The 14,756-nt window shown below is 39.9% G+C and carries 16 protein-coding genes; 11 read left to right on the forward strand and 5 right to left on the reverse strand.

From position 1 onward, the window contains the following. Positions 1-23 precede the first annotated feature (23 nt). Positions 24-1,151 (forward strand): N-acetylneuraminate epimerase, encoded by a 1,128-nt coding sequence (locus A3GE_RS0110155; protein WP_018357149.1) that lies wholly within the window; start codon positions 24-26, stop codon positions 1,149-1,151. 75 nt (positions 1,152-1,226) lie between these two features. Then, on the forward strand, positions 1,227-2,693 hold the full coding sequence (nagE, locus tag A3GE_RS0110160; RefSeq protein ID WP_018357150.1) for an N-acetylglucosamine-specific PTS transporter subunit IIBC: 1,467 nt from the start codon (positions 1,227-1,229) through the stop codon (positions 2,691-2,693). A 449-nt stretch (positions 2,694-3,142) separates the two neighbouring features. On the opposite strand, the gene crp is transcribed toward nagE, so the two are convergent. The 5 genes from crp to coaBC are packed head-to-tail and all read right to left on the reverse strand — an operon-like array spanning position 3,143 to position 6,446. Continuing rightward, positions 3,143-3,820, reverse strand: a complete 678-nt coding sequence (gene crp / locus A3GE_RS0110165; protein WP_018357151.1) for a cAMP-activated global transcriptional regulator CRP — start codon at positions 3,818-3,820, stop codon at positions 3,143-3,145. A gap of 19 nt (positions 3,821-3,839) precedes the next feature. Then, positions 3,840-4,058 (reverse strand): YheU family protein, encoded by a 219-nt coding sequence (locus A3GE_RS0110170; protein WP_018357152.1) that lies wholly within the window; start codon positions 4,056-4,058, stop codon positions 3,840-3,842. A gap of 21 nt (positions 4,059-4,079) precedes the next feature. Further along, complete coding sequence (slmA, locus tag A3GE_RS0110175) at positions 4,080-4,736, reverse strand: nucleoid occlusion factor SlmA (protein ID WP_018357153.1); 657 nt, start codon at positions 4,734-4,736, stop codon at positions 4,080-4,082. 3 nt (positions 4,737-4,739) lie between these two features. Beyond that, a complete protein-coding gene (dut, locus tag A3GE_RS0110180; protein WP_018357154.1) occupies positions 4,740-5,195 on the reverse strand; it encodes a dUTP diphosphatase in 456 nt (151 codons plus the stop codon). A 42-nt stretch (positions 5,196-5,237) separates the two neighbouring features. Next, positions 5,238-6,446, reverse strand: coding sequence for a bifunctional phosphopantothenoylcysteine decarboxylase/phosphopantothenate--cysteine ligase CoaBC (gene coaBC / locus A3GE_RS0110185; protein ID WP_018357155.1), 1,209 nt, complete (start codon positions 6,444-6,446; stop codon positions 5,238-5,240). 175 nt (positions 6,447-6,621) lie between these two features. On the opposite strand from coaBC, the gene radC reads away from it, so the two are divergent. From radC to nrfD, 9 genes are all read left to right on the forward strand, one after another. Then, on the forward strand, positions 6,622-7,284 hold the full coding sequence (gene radC, locus A3GE_RS0110190) for a RadC family protein (RefSeq protein ID WP_018357156.1): 663 nt from the start codon (positions 6,622-6,624) through the stop codon (positions 7,282-7,284). Positions 7,285-7,496: 212 nt separating this feature from the next. Continuing rightward, positions 7,497-7,733 carry a 50S ribosomal protein L28 gene (gene rpmB / locus A3GE_RS0110195; RefSeq protein ID WP_005542826.1) on the forward strand — a complete coding sequence of 79 codons (237 nt, stop codon included), beginning with the start codon at positions 7,497-7,499 and terminating at the stop codon, positions 7,731-7,733. Between the two features lie 11 nt (positions 7,734-7,744). Then, on the forward strand, positions 7,745-7,915 hold the full coding sequence (rpmG, locus tag A3GE_RS0110200; protein WP_005613503.1) for a 50S ribosomal protein L33: 171 nt from the start codon (positions 7,745-7,747) through the stop codon (positions 7,913-7,915). A gap of 71 nt (positions 7,916-7,986) precedes the next feature. Next, complete coding sequence (gene mutM, locus A3GE_RS0110205; RefSeq protein ID WP_018357157.1) at positions 7,987-8,802, forward strand: bifunctional DNA-formamidopyrimidine glycosylase/DNA-(apurinic or apyrimidinic site) lyase; 816 nt, start codon at positions 7,987-7,989, stop codon at positions 8,800-8,802. 266 nt (positions 8,803-9,068) lie between these two features. Next, on the forward strand, positions 9,069-10,604 hold the full coding sequence (locus tag A3GE_RS0110210; protein ID WP_018357158.1) for a glycosyltransferase family 9 protein: 1,536 nt from the start codon (positions 9,069-9,071) through the stop codon (positions 10,602-10,604). Between the two features lie 273 nt (positions 10,605-10,877). Further along, positions 10,878-12,401 carry an ammonia-forming nitrite reductase cytochrome c552 subunit gene (nrfA, locus tag A3GE_RS0110215; RefSeq protein ID WP_018357159.1) on the forward strand — a complete coding sequence of 508 codons (1,524 nt, stop codon included), beginning with the start codon at positions 10,878-10,880 and terminating at the stop codon, positions 12,399-12,401. Between the two features lie 65 nt (positions 12,402-12,466). Then, a complete protein-coding gene (nrfB, locus tag A3GE_RS0110220; RefSeq protein WP_018357160.1) occupies positions 12,467-13,105 on the forward strand; it encodes a cytochrome c nitrite reductase pentaheme subunit in 639 nt (212 codons plus the stop codon). Continuing rightward, on the forward strand, positions 13,102-13,779 hold the full coding sequence (gene nrfC, locus A3GE_RS0110225; RefSeq protein ID WP_018357161.1) for a cytochrome c nitrite reductase Fe-S protein: 678 nt from the start codon (positions 13,102-13,104) through the stop codon (positions 13,777-13,779). Before nrfB ends, nrfC begins: the two co-directional genes overlap by 4 nt. Continuing rightward, entirely contained in the window at positions 13,776-14,741 is a 966-nt protein-coding gene (gene nrfD / locus A3GE_RS0110230) for a cytochrome c nitrite reductase subunit NrfD (RefSeq protein ID WP_018357162.1), read from the forward strand. The genes nrfC and nrfD overlap by 4 nt, the downstream gene beginning before the upstream one ends. The last annotated feature ends 15 nt before the right edge of the window (positions 14,742-14,756 follow it).

A 14,756-nucleotide genomic window follows, 5' to 3' on the forward strand; every position in this document is an offset into this window, starting at 1 on the left:
CCATTACTCAAATGAGGTTTATTATGACATTAACAAAAACAGCATTATGCACCGCACTTTTCGCTACCGTAACATTTTCCGCAAACATTCACGCCTACCCTGCTCTTCCCGTCGGGATTAAAAGCGGTGCCGGCGCTTTAATCGGAGACACCGTTTATGTGGGATTAGGCTCAGGTGGTGATAAATTCTACTCCCTTAACTTAAAAGATCCGACCGCACAATGGCAAGAAATTGCCAGCTTTCCAGGTGGGGAACGTAATCAACCTGTCGCGGCAGCTGTAGATGGAAAACTTTATGTACTTGGCGGCTTACAAAAAAATGAAAAAGGCGAGCTTCAACTGGTCAATGATGCCTACCAATACAATCCGACAGACAATACTTGGATGAAACTCCCAACCCGTTCACCACGAGGTTTAGTCGGATCATCCGGAGCTTCACACGGTGACAAAATTTATATTATCGGTGGATCTAATCTTTCTATCTTTAATGGTTTCTTCCAAGATACAGTGGCTGCCGGCGAAGATAAAATGAAAAAAGATAACATCACAGCTGCCTATTTCAACCAACGTCCGGAAGATTATTTCTTTACCACGGAATTATTAAGCTATGAGCCTTCAACAAATAAATGGCGTCATGAAGGTCAAGTGCCATTCTCCGGTAGAGCCGGTGCGGCATTTACTATTCAAAACAATGATTTAATGGTCGTGAATGGGGAAATTAAACCCGGACTTCGCACTGCAGAAACACACCAAGGTCAATTCACTGCCAAAGGGGTGAAATGGAAAAACCTACCGGATTTACCGGCACCAAAAGGCAAAAGCCAAGATGGTTTAGCCGGTGCGATGGCGGGTTATAGCCATGGAAATTATTTAGTGACCGGAGGAGCAAACTTCCCAGGTTCTGTTAAACAATTTAAAGAAGGTATGCTACACGCCCACAAAGGTTTAAGCAAAACATGGCATAAGGAGATTTATACCTTAAATAATGGAAAATGGCATATTATTGGTGAGCTACCAATGAATATCGGTTATGGATTATCCGTTTCTTATGATAATAAAGTGCTATTAATTGGTGGTGAAACCGATGGAGGAAAAGCCTTAAACTCCGTAAAAGCATTAAGTTATGACGGTAAAAAATTAACAGTGGAATAATCACTAATAAAATACAAGAAATAGCTTGTGAATACCTCATTCACAAGCGGTTAATAAAAAATCGAAGGAGGATTTATGAGCATTCTTGGTTATGCGCAAAAAATCGGGCAGGCATTGATGGTTCCTGTAGCCGCATTACCCGCCGCCGCATTATTAATGGGGATCGGTTACTGGCTGGACCCTGACGGTTGGGGAACCAACAGTCAATTAGCTGCATTATTAATCAAATCAGGGGCGGCGATTATTGATAATATGGGCTTATTATTCGCCGTTGGTGTGGCTTTTGGTTTATCAAAAGACAAACACGGTTCAGCCGCTCTTTCCGGTTTAGTGGGTTTTTATGTCGTCACCACCTTGCTTTCACCGGGCGGTGTTGCACAACTACAACATATTGACCCAAGCCAAGTCCCCGCCGCTTTTAGCAAAATTAACAATCAATTTGTCGGGATCTTAATAGGTGTTATTTCTGCCGAACTTTATAATCGTTTCTATCAAGTGGAATTACCAAAAGCCCTTTCCTTCTTTAGTGGAAAACGCCTTGTCCCTATTGTAGTTGCTTTTGTTATGATCGCTATTTCTTTTGTTCTCCTCTATGTTTGGCCACATATTTTTAATGCGCTTGTTTCTTTCGGTGAATCCATTAAAGATTTAGGTGCTATTGGTGCGGGAATTTATGGTTTCTTTAATCGTTTACTTATTTCCGTGGGCTTACACCACGCATTAAATTCTGTATTCTGGTTTGATGTAGCCGGAATTAACGATATTCCAAACTTCCTCGGTGGGGCAAAATCCCTTGCTGAAGGAACTGCAACCCTAGGTGTGACAGGGATGTATCAAGCGGGTTTCTTCCCTGTTATGATGTTTGGTTTACCGGGCGCCGCATTGGCTATTTATCACAGTGCTAAGCCAAGCCAAAAAGCCAAAGTGGCATCAATTATGTTGGCTGCGGCGTTTGCTTCATTCTTCACAGGAATCACCGAACCGCTTGAATTTTCATTTATGTTCGTGGCACCGATTCTTTATGTCATTCACGCACTCTTAACCGGTATTTCCGTATTTATTGCAGCAAGTATGCACTGGATTGCGGGTTTTGGTTTCAGTGCGGGTTTAGTAGATATGGCTCTTTCCTCTCGCAATCCACTCGCAGTGAATTGGTATATGCTCATTATACAAGGCGTGGTCTTCTTTGCGATTTACTATGTGATGTTCCGCACGGCAATCAAGATCTTCAACCTCAAAACCCTTGGACGCGAAGAGCAAGAAGAATTTCTAGAGGAATCTCCCGCAACAACCACCTCTTCTCGTGAAGAAAAAGCAATTAAATTTATTGAGGCATTGGGTGGAAAAGAAAATTTCAAAAATATTGATGCTTGCATTACCCGATTACGTTTAACTTTAGTTGATCAAAATAACATTAATGAAGATCAACTAAAGTCATTAGGTTCAAAAGGCACTGTAAAAATTGGCAATGATGGATTGCAGGTTATATTAGGACCTGAAGCAGAACTAGTGGCTGAAGCAATTAAGCGTCAAATCCATTAATAAGAAAATAACTACTGAGCATACATACCGTTCAAACTCTTGAGCGGTATTTTTTTATAAAAAATTAAGAAAAACCACTCGATAAGAGTATTTTAGGAAATATTAGAATTTTGGAAAATATCTGAGAATCTACTGGACTATGCTAGGGTGGTGAACTAAGCAGAATTGGTCTTAACAGCAAGTGGCTTACTGTACGCATCCTTGCGGAATTTCTACCTAGCTCACCATAGAGGTGTTCTAGTCTGCGCAACATAAAACAATAAAAAAGGCTTCTCAACCTTTTAAGCCACTTTTCAGGAGACCAATCCTGTTTTTCTACATATCTGTAGAAACTTGCGTATGATAAGGTCCTTTTCCCTTATTGTCAATTTAATGTGTGTCTATTTGAATATTAAATATTCAAAAACTACTTTTTTATATAGAAAAAAACCTTTTCTGGGAATTACCCGCTATCTTACGCCATAAACAACAATAGTTTTACCATGAGCATAAATCAAATTTTGATCTTCCAACATTTTAATAATACGCCCTACTGTTTCACGAGAACAACCGACCATTTGTCCAATTTCTTGGCGTGTAATTTTAATTTGCATACCATCCGGATGAGTCATTGCCTCAGGTTGTTTCGCAAGATTAATCAGCGTCTGAGCGATACGTCCGGCTACATCTAAAAATGCCAAATTACTTACTTGGCGAGAGGTATTTTGCACCCGACGCGCTAACTGTGCTGTTAAAAACATTAAAATTTCAGGATTGATTTGGATCAATTGACGATATTTTTTATAAGAAATTTCAGCAATCTCACAAGGGGTTTTGGTTTTTACCCAAGCTGAACGCTTTGAGCCTTCATCAAATAAACCGGCCTCACCAAAAAACTCACCGGCTCCGAGATAAGTTAAAATCATCTCTTTACCTTCATCATCCTTGGCTGAGACCATCACTGTGCCTTTAATGACATAATAAAGCGTGGTTGCATCTTCTCCTGCATAAATCAAAGTGGATTTAGCAGGATATTTGTGTAAATGACAATGTGTCAAAAACCAATCTAAAGCAGGATCCCTTGTAGATGAGGAATGTTCATCTTGCAATTGTTCCACTTCAATATCAGCATCAATATAGTCTGACATATTGACTCCTTACCAGTTCCTATTTCAAAAAGTCCATTTTATCTTTTATATCAATGGATTCGTGTAATTCTGACCAGACAATGACCGCACTTCCATTACGGATTTTTTCTAATAATTGTTCTTTTTTACGTGCAAGTGGAATTTCTTCCGCACCATAATCAGTTCCCTCTCGCAAGATTACACTTTCAACAATATTATCAAGGGTTGCAGGCTCTAACTCTTGCCATGGAATAATCATACATTTCCCTGAGAAAGTCAATTAAGCAAATAAGGGTTCAATAAAACGCCATTGTTGTTCAAAAGATTGACTTGATGTTGTACGGAAATTTGTCCGAACATAACGCATAAATTGTCCCTCGCATAAGGTCACCAGATGTGCCGCAATAATACGAATATCCACTGAAAATCCCTTTCCTTCCCGTAATTTACGCATTTGTAGAATATTCACAAATTGCATTTCAAGGCGATCAAAAAACATCGCAACACGTGCCTGTAGTTCTGCATCTTCAAACATCAGTGCATGCCCTGTTAAAATGCGTGTGAAACCGGGATTTTTGCGGGCAAAATCCAAAATCATCTGCAAAATATCATGTACTCGATTCAGTGTATTGGTTTCATTGCGGATGGAAGCATTGATTCGGCTCAATAAATTACTTTCAATATTTTCAATCAATGCTTCAAATATTTTTGTTTTGCTCGGGAAATAACGGTAGAGTGCCGCCTCCGATACACCAACCTCCTGTGCCAAACGGGCAGTAGTCATACGCTCCATTCCCCGTTCAGAATGTAACATATGTGTTAATACCGTTAGCACTTGCTGACGGCGTTCTTTCACGGTGCGTTTTTCAATTTTAGGTGTTTTTACTTCCGGTGCAATTTCATCTACGCCGGATAAAGATAATTGTTCTTCTATCATAGGTTATTGTTTGCCTGAATGCCCAAAGCCGCCTTCACCACGCTCAGTTTGCTGAAAATCCTGTACAAGATTAAATTCCGCCTGCACCACAGGGACAAATACCAACTGCGCAATGCGATCACCGACTTCAATTTTAAACGGTTCGGAACCACGATTCCACATTGAAACCATCAAAGGTCCTTGATAGTCTGAATCAATTAATCCCACTAAATTGCCCAACACAATCCCATGTTTATGTCCTAGACCTGAACGAGGTAAAATCACTGCGGCTAGGTTTGAATCGGCAATATAAATGGATAAACCTGTCGGAATCAATTTGGTTTCATTCGGCTGAATCTCAAAACTTTCATCAATTAATGCCCGCAAATCTAGACCGGCAGAACCCTCTGTGGCATAAGTAGGTAAAGGAAATTCCTTTCCAATACGTTGATCCAAAATTTTTACGTCTATTTTTTTCATCTCATACTCCGTTTGAAATTCTGTTGTTTGTATAAAGTGCGGTCAAAAATTATAATGTTTTTGGTATTGTTCAACGATCTCATTGACTAAGTCAGCAGCAAGTTCAGTTTTCGATTTTAAAGGAAGGGTTTTACTCCCCTCTTTCCAGAAAAGCTGTAAAGCATTGTCATCGGCATTAAATACCTGCCCCCCTGAGACATCATTCGCACAAATCATATCTAAACTCTTGCGTTTAAGTTTCTCTTTGGCATACTTGGCAAGGTTTTGTGTTTCTGCCGCAAATCCTACAGTGAAAGGACGGCATTCCGTTAAATGCCCTACATCCGCAATAATATCCGGATTTTTAACCAATTTAAGTACCATTTCATCAGCAGATTTTTTAATTTTCTGATCTGAAATATCCGCAACACGATAATCAGCCACCGCCGCACAGCCAATAAAAATCTGATTTTTAACGGCATTTTCAAGTGCAGCCTGCCACATTTCTTTCGCCGATACCACATCAATACGAGTTACGTTATTCGGTGCCGATAAACTTACCGGTCCCGCAATTAATGTCACACTAGCACCACGCTTCGCAAAATTTTCAGCAATGGCAAAGCCCATTTTACCTGAACTGTGATTGGAAATATAACGCACCGGATCAACGGCTTCACGGGTTGGACCTGCAGTGATCACCACTTTTACCCCTTGTAAGTCTTGATCTTGTATGAAGAAATCTGAAAGCGCCGCAAATATTTCCGTCGGTTCCGACATTCGCCCAGCCCCCACATCACCACAAGCCTGAAAACCGTTATTTGGTCCTATAAGTTGTATGCCCCTTGCTTGAAGTGCGGTCAAATTTTGTTGAGTTATTTGCTGACGGAACATTTGTTGGTTCATTGCCGGCGCAAGAAAAATTGGTGCATGGGTTGCCAAGCAAATCGTAGAAAGTAAATCATTTGCCATTCCAACAGTAAAACGTGCGATAAAATCAGCACTAGCCGGTGCGATTACTATTGCATCAGCCCATTTTGCAAGCTCAATATGCCCCATGGCTAGTTCTGCTTGAGGATCAAGTAAGGACTGTGCAACCGCATTACCGGAAATAGCTTGTAAAGTCAGTGGTGTAACAAACTCTGCGGCAGAGGGGGTTAATACCACTCGAACTTCAGCATCGGATTTGCGTAATAAGCGAATAAATTCAATGGCTTTGTACGCTGCAATTCCCCCAGTTATCCCCACGACAATACGTTTTCCGCTTAGCTTCATTTCCTCTCCGTTTAATTTGTTAGTGGTTAACCACAATTCGTGTATTTTACTTCAATTTAATTGAATAAAAAATTTTATTTTCGCGATCCGCCACGCAGCTTTCATACTCTCAGCTTGTCTCATAATATGAGAGCGATCAAAATCCGAAAGATTTTTATTAACACAAAACAATGCGATGGAATCTCCTCAACTTATGCCGCGTGAAAAATTATTAAAACACGGCGTAACCACACTTTCAGACCATGAACTCCTGGCAATTTTTTTACGCACCGGTATAAAAAATTGTCCCGTTATGCAACTTTCCGAACAAGTACTTGAACATTTTGGTTCGATCCGAGCGTTGCTTTCTGCCGATCAAACCTCTTTTTGTGCAATGAAAGGGTTAGGTATTACACAATTTATTCAACTCCAAGCCACCACTGAAATGACCAAACGTTACCTTAAACAAGAAATATTTCATGCGCAAATTTTTACAGAACCTGAAACCGTTAAATTCTATTTGAGAATGGAATTACAACAGGAAGAACGGGAAATTTTTATGGTGTTATTTTTAGACAATCAACACAGGCTCATAAAAAAAGAGCGGTTATTTTTAGGCACAATTAATGTAGCAAACGTGTATCCACGCGAAATAATTAAAGAAGCACTTTATTGCAATGCGGCGGCAATCATTTTAGTGCATAACCATCCTTCGGGGATCGCAGAACCCAGCCATGCAGATCAGCTCGTCACGCAAAAAATTTGTGAGGCTGCAGAATTAATGGAAATTCGTGTTCTCGATCATTTCATCGTAGGAAAAAACGACTGTTATTCCTTTGCTGAGCATAACTTTCTTTAATTCTTATGAAAACCACTTATTTTTCCTCGCCCCCTCTAGGAAAATCGTATTTATACTTGAGAAATGGAAATAAAGTCAGTATAATCTGCGACCTTTAATATAGTAAGCGGGTCGGATTTGCGCGACCTGACGAGGCAGCAAATCTAGTTAGACTAGGTTTAGAACAATCCGAAACGTAAGCTCGAGCTTATATTTAACTATTGGAGATTATTATGTCTAGAGTTTGTCAAGTAACAGGCAAGCGTCCAGCTGTGGGTAATAACCGCTCACACGCAATGAATGCGACACGTCGTCGTTTTCTTCCAAACCTTCACACCCACCGTTTCTGGGTTGAAAGTGAAAACCGTTTCGTAACTTTACGCTTAACAGCGAAAGGTATGCGTATTATTGATAAAAAAGGCATTGATGCAGTGTTAGCTGAAATCCGTGCTCGTGGCGAAAAAATCTAAGGAGCTAAAACATGGCAGCGAAAGGCGCTCGTGAGAAAATCCGTTTAGTTTCTACTGCAGAGACCGGTCACTTCTACACAACCGATAAAAACAAACGTAATATGCCTGAGAAAATGGAAATCAAAAAATTTGATCCGGTAGTACGTAAACACGTTATCTATAAAGAAGCAAAAATCAAATAATTTTGCTGATTTGAAAAAGCCCGAGATTGCTCGGGTTTTTTTATATACAAAATTCATTAGAGAACTCAACTATGCCTGAATTACCCGAAGTTGAAACCGCCCTACGTGGTATAAGTCCTTATTTAAAAAGCTTTATTATTGAAAAAATTATTGTTCGCCAGCCAAAATTACGCTGGGCAGTTTCACCTGAATTAATGGAATTGTCTAACGTGAAAATTCTAACGCTCTCTCGTCGAGCAAAATATCTGATTATCCACACGGAAAACGGATACATTATTGGACATTTAGGTATGTCAGGATCTGTTCGAATTGTACCGCATAATAGCCCTATTGATAAACACGATCATGTGGATATTGTCATGAGTAACGGGAAATTATTACGTTATAACGATCCCCGTCGTTTTGGCGCATGGTTATGGACAAAAAACCTTGATGAATTTCATCTTTTTTTGAAACTCGGCCCTGAACCGCTTTCTGATGAATTTAACGCCGAATATCTTTTTAAAAAATCCCGAAAAAAATTGACCGCACTTAAAACTTTCTTAATGGATAATTCAATTGTTGTCGGTGTCGGTAATATTTACGCCAATGAAAGTTTATTTTTATGTGGCTTACATCCACAAAAAGTGACGGCAAATCTAACCCAAAAACAATGTATATTATTAGTAGATACAATCAAATCCGTACTCGCAAAAGCGATACAACAAGGAGGAACAACACTTAAAGATTTTTTACAGCCTGATGGACGCCCCGGTTATTTTGCGCAAGAATTATTGGTCTATGGTAATAAAGGTAAGCCTTGTCCAAAGTGCGGTACAAAAATTGAAAGTTTAGTCATTGGGCAACGCAACAGCTATATTTGTCCTCACTGTCAAAAGAAAAAGTGAAAACTTATTATTCCTCAAACGGGCTTTCAATTTGCAGTTTTTCGTGCCGGAGTAATAGACTTAAAACAGTTCCTCCAATGTCAGCTAAATAACAGAAAACTGTTTTGTCGTATGTTTTTTATCTTAACATCCTTAAAATAATTGTTCTTATCTCCACTTGAGTTTTTTTCATTTAAATTTAGAATTACCCGTTTCCAAGTGAGTAACAATCTCTTAACAGATCATTAAAATTCAACGTATCAAATGCCAATCAGGAATAACACAAAATGACCGAACAAAATATAGCACTCAAACTTTGTTCCGATTCAATGATGACTAATTTTAATCAAGAGTTTCTTGAAAAATTACAACTTCGTTCTTGGAATCGAGAATTAGGTACGAAAGATAAACTTCAACATGCAAAGAGCTCTACTTTTTCCGCTATGTTTGTAGATGCGGATATCTCTTATTCCAAGGAAAATCTGCTATGCTGGATAAGAGTGCTAAAAAACGATGGCTTGTTATTAATGGAACGTATTGTTGAAAAAACACCTGAAATGTTGACCGCACTTCTACCGGAGCTTTTAACTTTCCATAAAAATTCGAATCCCGGTATTTGGATTTTTAGTAAAAATACACTTGATGTGGATGAACTCCAGTCACAAATAATACAGGCTCTTAGTGAAAAGGCACCGATCACTCGCCTTTTTCCACTATTAGAGAAAATGGAGTCTGCCGATCCGCACTCCGTCCTACCTCATTTTGTTCGAAGTAAGTTATTTCATAAAACGCCTTCTGTTGGTCAAGAAAGTTGGCAACGCTTGTTTGAAAGAACACTTACCCGGGTAATGAATATTTATGCCTCCTTAAACACCCTAGCCAATGGAAACTATCAAATAGGATTTCAACAGCGGGAAAAAACTTTAGGCAACGCACACCTGCGGCGAACCCCAACACCACCACTAGAACAATTTTATGATAAACGTTGGAAAGGAGAACACTTAGCGGGAAAAACAATTGTGGTTTGGACTGAATTTGGTTTAGGTGATGAAATTATGTTTGCACAACTGGCTTATTATTTTAAAAACCAAGGTGCAAACACAGTGAAATGGATTGTGCAAAGTCCTATTGTTTCACTCCTTTCCACCCATCCTGATATTGATCAGGTGATCGATTCCTCCAAATTAGGTAAACAAGTGGAAATTCTGGGAGAATTTGATTACTGGGTCTATCCTCACGAAATTTTAGCCTATGTAAATACGCCGTTTCAGCATTTACCCAAACGATTGCCTTACCTATTTGCGAAATCAAGTACTCAAAGAAAAACCGCAAATTTATTTCCGGATACGGGCAATTTAAAAGTCGGCATTGCCTGGCGTGGTGATCCTATTAATGAAAATGATGCTGCCCGCTCTATTCACAATTTAGACTATATTGAAACCCTATTTAAAATGGATGGGATTGATTGGTATTGCGTGCAAAAGGTTTGTAATGAACAGGAAATACAGCTACTGGAAAAATATAATATTCCACAAGTAGCTAAAAATGCGAAAGATTTTGCCCAAACAGCAGCGATGTTGATGCATCTTGATTGCCTTGTCTCAACTTGTACCTCTGTTATTCATGCTGCAGGCGCAATGGGCATACCAAGTTTATTAATGTTGTCTTATATTGGTGATTGGCGTTGGGGTTTGGCTGATCCAACCAATCTTTGGTATCCAACCATTCGAGCCTTCCGTTGTCCTGCACCATTACCGGTTTGGGACAGCGTGATCGAAGAAGTGAAGCAAACATTAATTGAACGCATAAATTGGAAACAATAAATTAATCAACCGCACTTTGAATGAAGAAACCAATGTGCGGTTAAACCTTCATTATTCCCCTTATACCAACCCACACTAACTCTTTAGGTGTATTTTCATTTTTTCCTTTGATCTAAAGCAACTTTTCCACAAATAGCCCTAGAAAATCACCATACTTTTGTTATCGTTACTTTCAAACTGAAGTATCTTTATTTAGTAAGATCAATAGGTTATCAATAATAATTTGCATTTGAATAATTTTATTTTTCCCCACTTTGCTATGGAGTGTTTATCGTGAATACATTGAGAAAAAGTCTTATCTTAGCTGCCTCTTTCGCAGCGTTAAGCGGTTATAATTCGGTAATGGCCGAAATGGTTTACAAACCGGTTGAGCAACCCGTTGAAGCGCCAAACCCAAATTTAAAAATTGAAGCCGTAAATGAAAAATTCGCAGAAAAATATCCGAAACAATACCAGTCTTGGAAAGCTACAGAAAAGGGTGACAAAATCATTTATGCCAATGAAGAAGATCCGCGTTTAATCGTGCTTTGGGGGGGTTATGCGTTTTCTAAAGAGTATAACGCTCCCCGTGGGCATGCTTATGCGATTACAGACGTGCGTAATATTTTGCGTACCGGTGCACCAAAAACCGCCAATGACGGTCCTCAACCAATGGCCTGTTGGACATGTAAAGGTCCCGATGTACCACGTTTAATCGCTGAGTGGGGCGAAGAAGGCTACTTCAATGCAAAATGGGCAAAAGGTGGCCCTGAAATTGTCAATTCTATTGGTTGCGCTGACTGCCATGACACAACATCAAAAGATTTTGCAGAAGGCAAACCTGCATTACGTATTGCTCGCCCACATGTTTTACGTGCCTTAGATCATCTCAACAATGCCTTACAAGCCAAAGCAAAAGCAGAAGGAAAAGCACAATCTGACCTTAGTTTTAATACCGCAGCGCGTACTGAAAAACGTGCAGAAATCTGTGCAAACTGTCACGTTGAATACTATTTTGCGGGTGACATCAAACAAGTGACCTTCCCTTGGAATAACGGTCAAACAGTCGATGACATTGAAAAATACTATGATGATATTGGTTTCAGCGATTGGACTCATTCTCTTTCTAAAGCACCAATGTTAAAAGCTCAGCACCCTGACTTTGAAATTTGGTCTTTAGGGATGCACGGCAAAAATGGCGTAACCTGTGTAGATTGCCATATGCCAAAAGTTCAAGATGCGGATGGTAAAGTTTATACGGATCACCAAATCCAAAATCCATTTGATGCCTTTGATTCAACTTGCGCAAACTGTCACGATCAAAGTAAAGAAAAATTAAAAGAGATCGTTGCTTCACGTAAAAAAGACGTGAAAGACGTCATGGGGCGTTTAGAAGATCAAGTTGTGAAAGCTCACTTTGAAGCCAAAGCAGCTTGGGATGCCGGTGCAAGCAAAGAAGAAATGGAAGCTGCATTAATGGATATCCGCCATGCTCAATGGCGTTGGGATTATGCCGCAGCAAGCCACGGTGGTCATATGCACGCACCTGATGTGATGCTTCGCGTATTAGGTTCCGGTTTAGATAGAGCTGCAGATGCACGTGCTAAACTGGCAGCTATCTTAACAAAACACGGCGTAAAAACACCGGTTGAAATCCCTGATATTTCTACCGCTGAAAAAGCGTGGAAAGTGATGGGGATTGATATTGAAAAAGAACGTCAAGCAAAAGAAGAATTCTTAAAAACAGTTGTACCTCAATGGGAAAAAGAAGCAAAAGCCAACGGCAAATTAGCTGACGATACCGCAACAAAACAGTAAGAAAAGTTACCGCACTTTTATGCTAAAAGTGCGGTCGTTTTCCACAATAAACTTGAGGTTCCAAAATGAATTTAACTTCTTTTCTTCGTAATATGGCAAAAACCGCAGCACTCCTTGCATTTGCCGCAGCAACACCAATAATCGCACACGCACAAGCGAATTCTGTACTAAATTATGAACCGCAATTAGACAATCAGCGTGACCCAAACCAATACTGTGCGAAATGTCATAAATTTGACAAAGTGGATAAAAACCAAACCTTGGAACAATCCGGTGGTGAATTGCACTTCGGGAAATTCCACGGCACACATTTAAACCAAAAAAATCCAAACAACGGCAAACCAATCACCTGTGTAAGCTGTCACGGTAATATTACTGAAAACCACCGTCGTGGTGCGAAAGACGTAATGCGTTTTGAAGGTGATATTTTTGGTGAGAAAAAACCAATGTATTCCGTACAAGAACAAAACCAAGTGTGTTTTGCCTGCCATCAACCGGATAAACTCCGCGAGAAATTATGGGCGCACGATGTACATGCGATGAAATTGCCTTGTGCAAGTTGTCACACCCTTCATCCAAAAGAAGATGCAATGAAAGGCATTCAACCAAAACAGCGTGTTAAACTTTGTGTTGACTGTCATAGTGAACAACAAAAACGCCAAGCCCAACAAGAAAAATCAACCGAACAAAAGGATAAACAATGACAACTTGCTCACGCCGAAGCTTTGTTTCCGGCATGGGGGCTGTGATCCTTATGACGGGAACGCCTTTAACTTCTTTAGCAAAAGAAGATAAGGCGGATAAAACCAAACGTTACGCAATGGTACATGATGAAACTGCTTGCATTGGCTGTACGGCATGTATGGATGCCTGTCGTGATGTCAACCAAGTACCACAAGGCGTATCTCGTTTAGAGATTTTACGTAGCGAACCCTATGGCGAATTTCCAAATCAAGAATATGAATTTTTCCGCCAATCTTGCCAACATTGTAGTAATGCACCTTGTGTGGCGGTTTGTCCGACCGGTGCTTCATTTATTGATAAAGATACGGGCATCGTCGATGTACATAAAGATTTATGTGTGGGTTGCCAATATTGTATTGCAGTCTGCCCATATCGCGTGCGTTTTATTCACCCGGTTCACAAAACTGCTGATAAATGTAACTTCTGTCGAGATACCAATTTAGCCAACGGTAAGCAACCTGCTTGCGTGGAAGCCTGTCCGACAAAAGCCTTAACCTTTGGCGATATGAACGATCCGACCAGTGAAGTCACACGTAAGGTAAAAGAAAAACCGGTTTATCGCACAAAAGTGGAATTAGGGACACAGCCAAATCTTTACCATATTCCATTCCAACATGGGGAGCTTAGAAGATGACGTTAGATTATCCAGTTCCGTTCCACACACCCAATTTAGTGTGGGATTCGACCATTGCGATCTATTTGTTTTTACTCGGGATCTCATCCGGAGCGGTGCAATTAGCTATTGCATTTAAACGTAGTCATAAATTGGAAAACCCAAGCAAAAACTGGATCATTCGTGCTGGAGTAATTTTAGGCTCAGTACCGACATTAATCGGTTTAACTCTGCTAATTTTCCACTTAGCACGCCCTTGGACATTCTGGAAATTGATGTTCAATTATCAATTTAATTCTGTGATGTCTATGGGAGTAATGCTTTTCCAAATTTATATGCTGTTCTTGGTATTATGGGGTGTAGTGATCTTCAAAAATGAAATCGAAACGCTCATTCGCCGTTTTCTGCCAAAGCTACAGTTTGTCATGAAATTAATTGGCTTTACCGAACGTTTAATTAGCCCTGTAGAAGTTATTTTATTTATATTGGCGGCAGTATTGGGGGCTTATACCGGCTTCCTACTTTCAGCCCTTATCAGCTACCCAATGCTGAATAATCCGGTATTGCCGGCATTATTCTTGGCATCCGGTACTTCATCCGGTATTGCAGCCACATTTTTAATCATTCTGATAGCCGGAAAATTGAAAGGTGACTCTCACGAATCTCACTTCATTCACAAATTTGAAGTGCCTATTATGGTGACTGAACTCGGTTTATTGGTGTGTTTCTTTGTGGGATTGCATTTTGGCGGCGGACAAAAAACAGTTGCGCTACATAATGCCCTTTCCGGATTTTGGGGAATGATATTCTGGATTGGCGTCTTCTTTATCGGAATTTTAATACCATTAATTGCAAATATGTTTGCCTCCGACCGGCTGAAATATAACCGTACTTTCATTATCTTGGTGTCGATTTTCGACCTAATCGGTGTTCTCTGTTTACGCTACTTTATTTTGTATGCAGGACAATTAACAGTGGCTTAGGTAATAGTTGTTTTA

The sequence above is a fragment of the Rodentibacter pneumotropicus DSM 21403 genome (assembly GCF_000379905.1).
GTDB lineage: Bacteria > Pseudomonadota > Gammaproteobacteria > Enterobacterales > Pasteurellaceae > Rodentibacter > Rodentibacter pneumotropicus.

Excerpts from the sequence above, each read along its gene's own strand:
- A3GE_RS0110155 (WP_018357149.1), top strand. The coding sequence starts at position 24 with ATGACATTAACAAAAACAGCATTATGCACCGCACTTTTCGCTACCGTA.
- nagE (WP_018357150.1), top strand. The coding sequence starts at position 1,227 with ATGAGCATTCTTGGTTATGCGCAAAAAATCGGGCAGGCATTGATGGTT.
- crp (WP_018357151.1), bottom strand. The coding sequence starts at position 3,820 with ATGTCAGACTATATTGATGCTGATATTGAAGTGGAACAATTGCAAGAT.
- A3GE_RS0110170 (WP_018357152.1), bottom strand. The coding sequence starts at position 4,058 with ATGATTATTCCATGGCAAGAGTTAGAGCCTGCAACCCTTGATAATATT.
- slmA (WP_018357153.1), bottom strand. The coding sequence starts at position 4,736 with ATGATAGAAGAACAATTATCTTTATCCGGCGTAGATGAAATTGCACCG.
- dut (WP_018357154.1), bottom strand. The coding sequence starts at position 5,195 with ATGAAAAAAATAGACGTAAAAATTTTGGATCAACGTATTGGAAAGGAA.
- coaBC (WP_018357155.1), bottom strand. The coding sequence starts at position 6,446 with ATGAAGCTAAGCGGAAAACGTATTGTCGTGGGGATAACTGGGGGAATT.
- radC (WP_018357156.1), top strand. The coding sequence starts at position 6,622 with ATGGAATCTCCTCAACTTATGCCGCGTGAAAAATTATTAAAACACGGC.
- rpmB (WP_005542826.1), top strand. The coding sequence starts at position 7,497 with ATGTCTAGAGTTTGTCAAGTAACAGGCAAGCGTCCAGCTGTGGGTAAT.
- rpmG (WP_005613503.1), top strand. The coding sequence starts at position 7,745 with ATGGCAGCGAAAGGCGCTCGTGAGAAAATCCGTTTAGTTTCTACTGCA.
- mutM (WP_018357157.1), top strand. The coding sequence starts at position 7,987 with ATGCCTGAATTACCCGAAGTTGAAACCGCCCTACGTGGTATAAGTCCT.
- A3GE_RS0110210 (WP_018357158.1), top strand. The coding sequence starts at position 9,069 with ATGACCGAACAAAATATAGCACTCAAACTTTGTTCCGATTCAATGATG.
- nrfB (WP_018357160.1), top strand. The coding sequence starts at position 12,467 with ATGAATTTAACTTCTTTTCTTCGTAATATGGCAAAAACCGCAGCACTC.
- nrfC (WP_018357161.1), top strand. The coding sequence starts at position 13,102 with ATGACAACTTGCTCACGCCGAAGCTTTGTTTCCGGCATGGGGGCTGTG.
- nrfD (WP_018357162.1), top strand. The coding sequence starts at position 13,776 with ATGACGTTAGATTATCCAGTTCCGTTCCACACACCCAATTTAGTGTGG.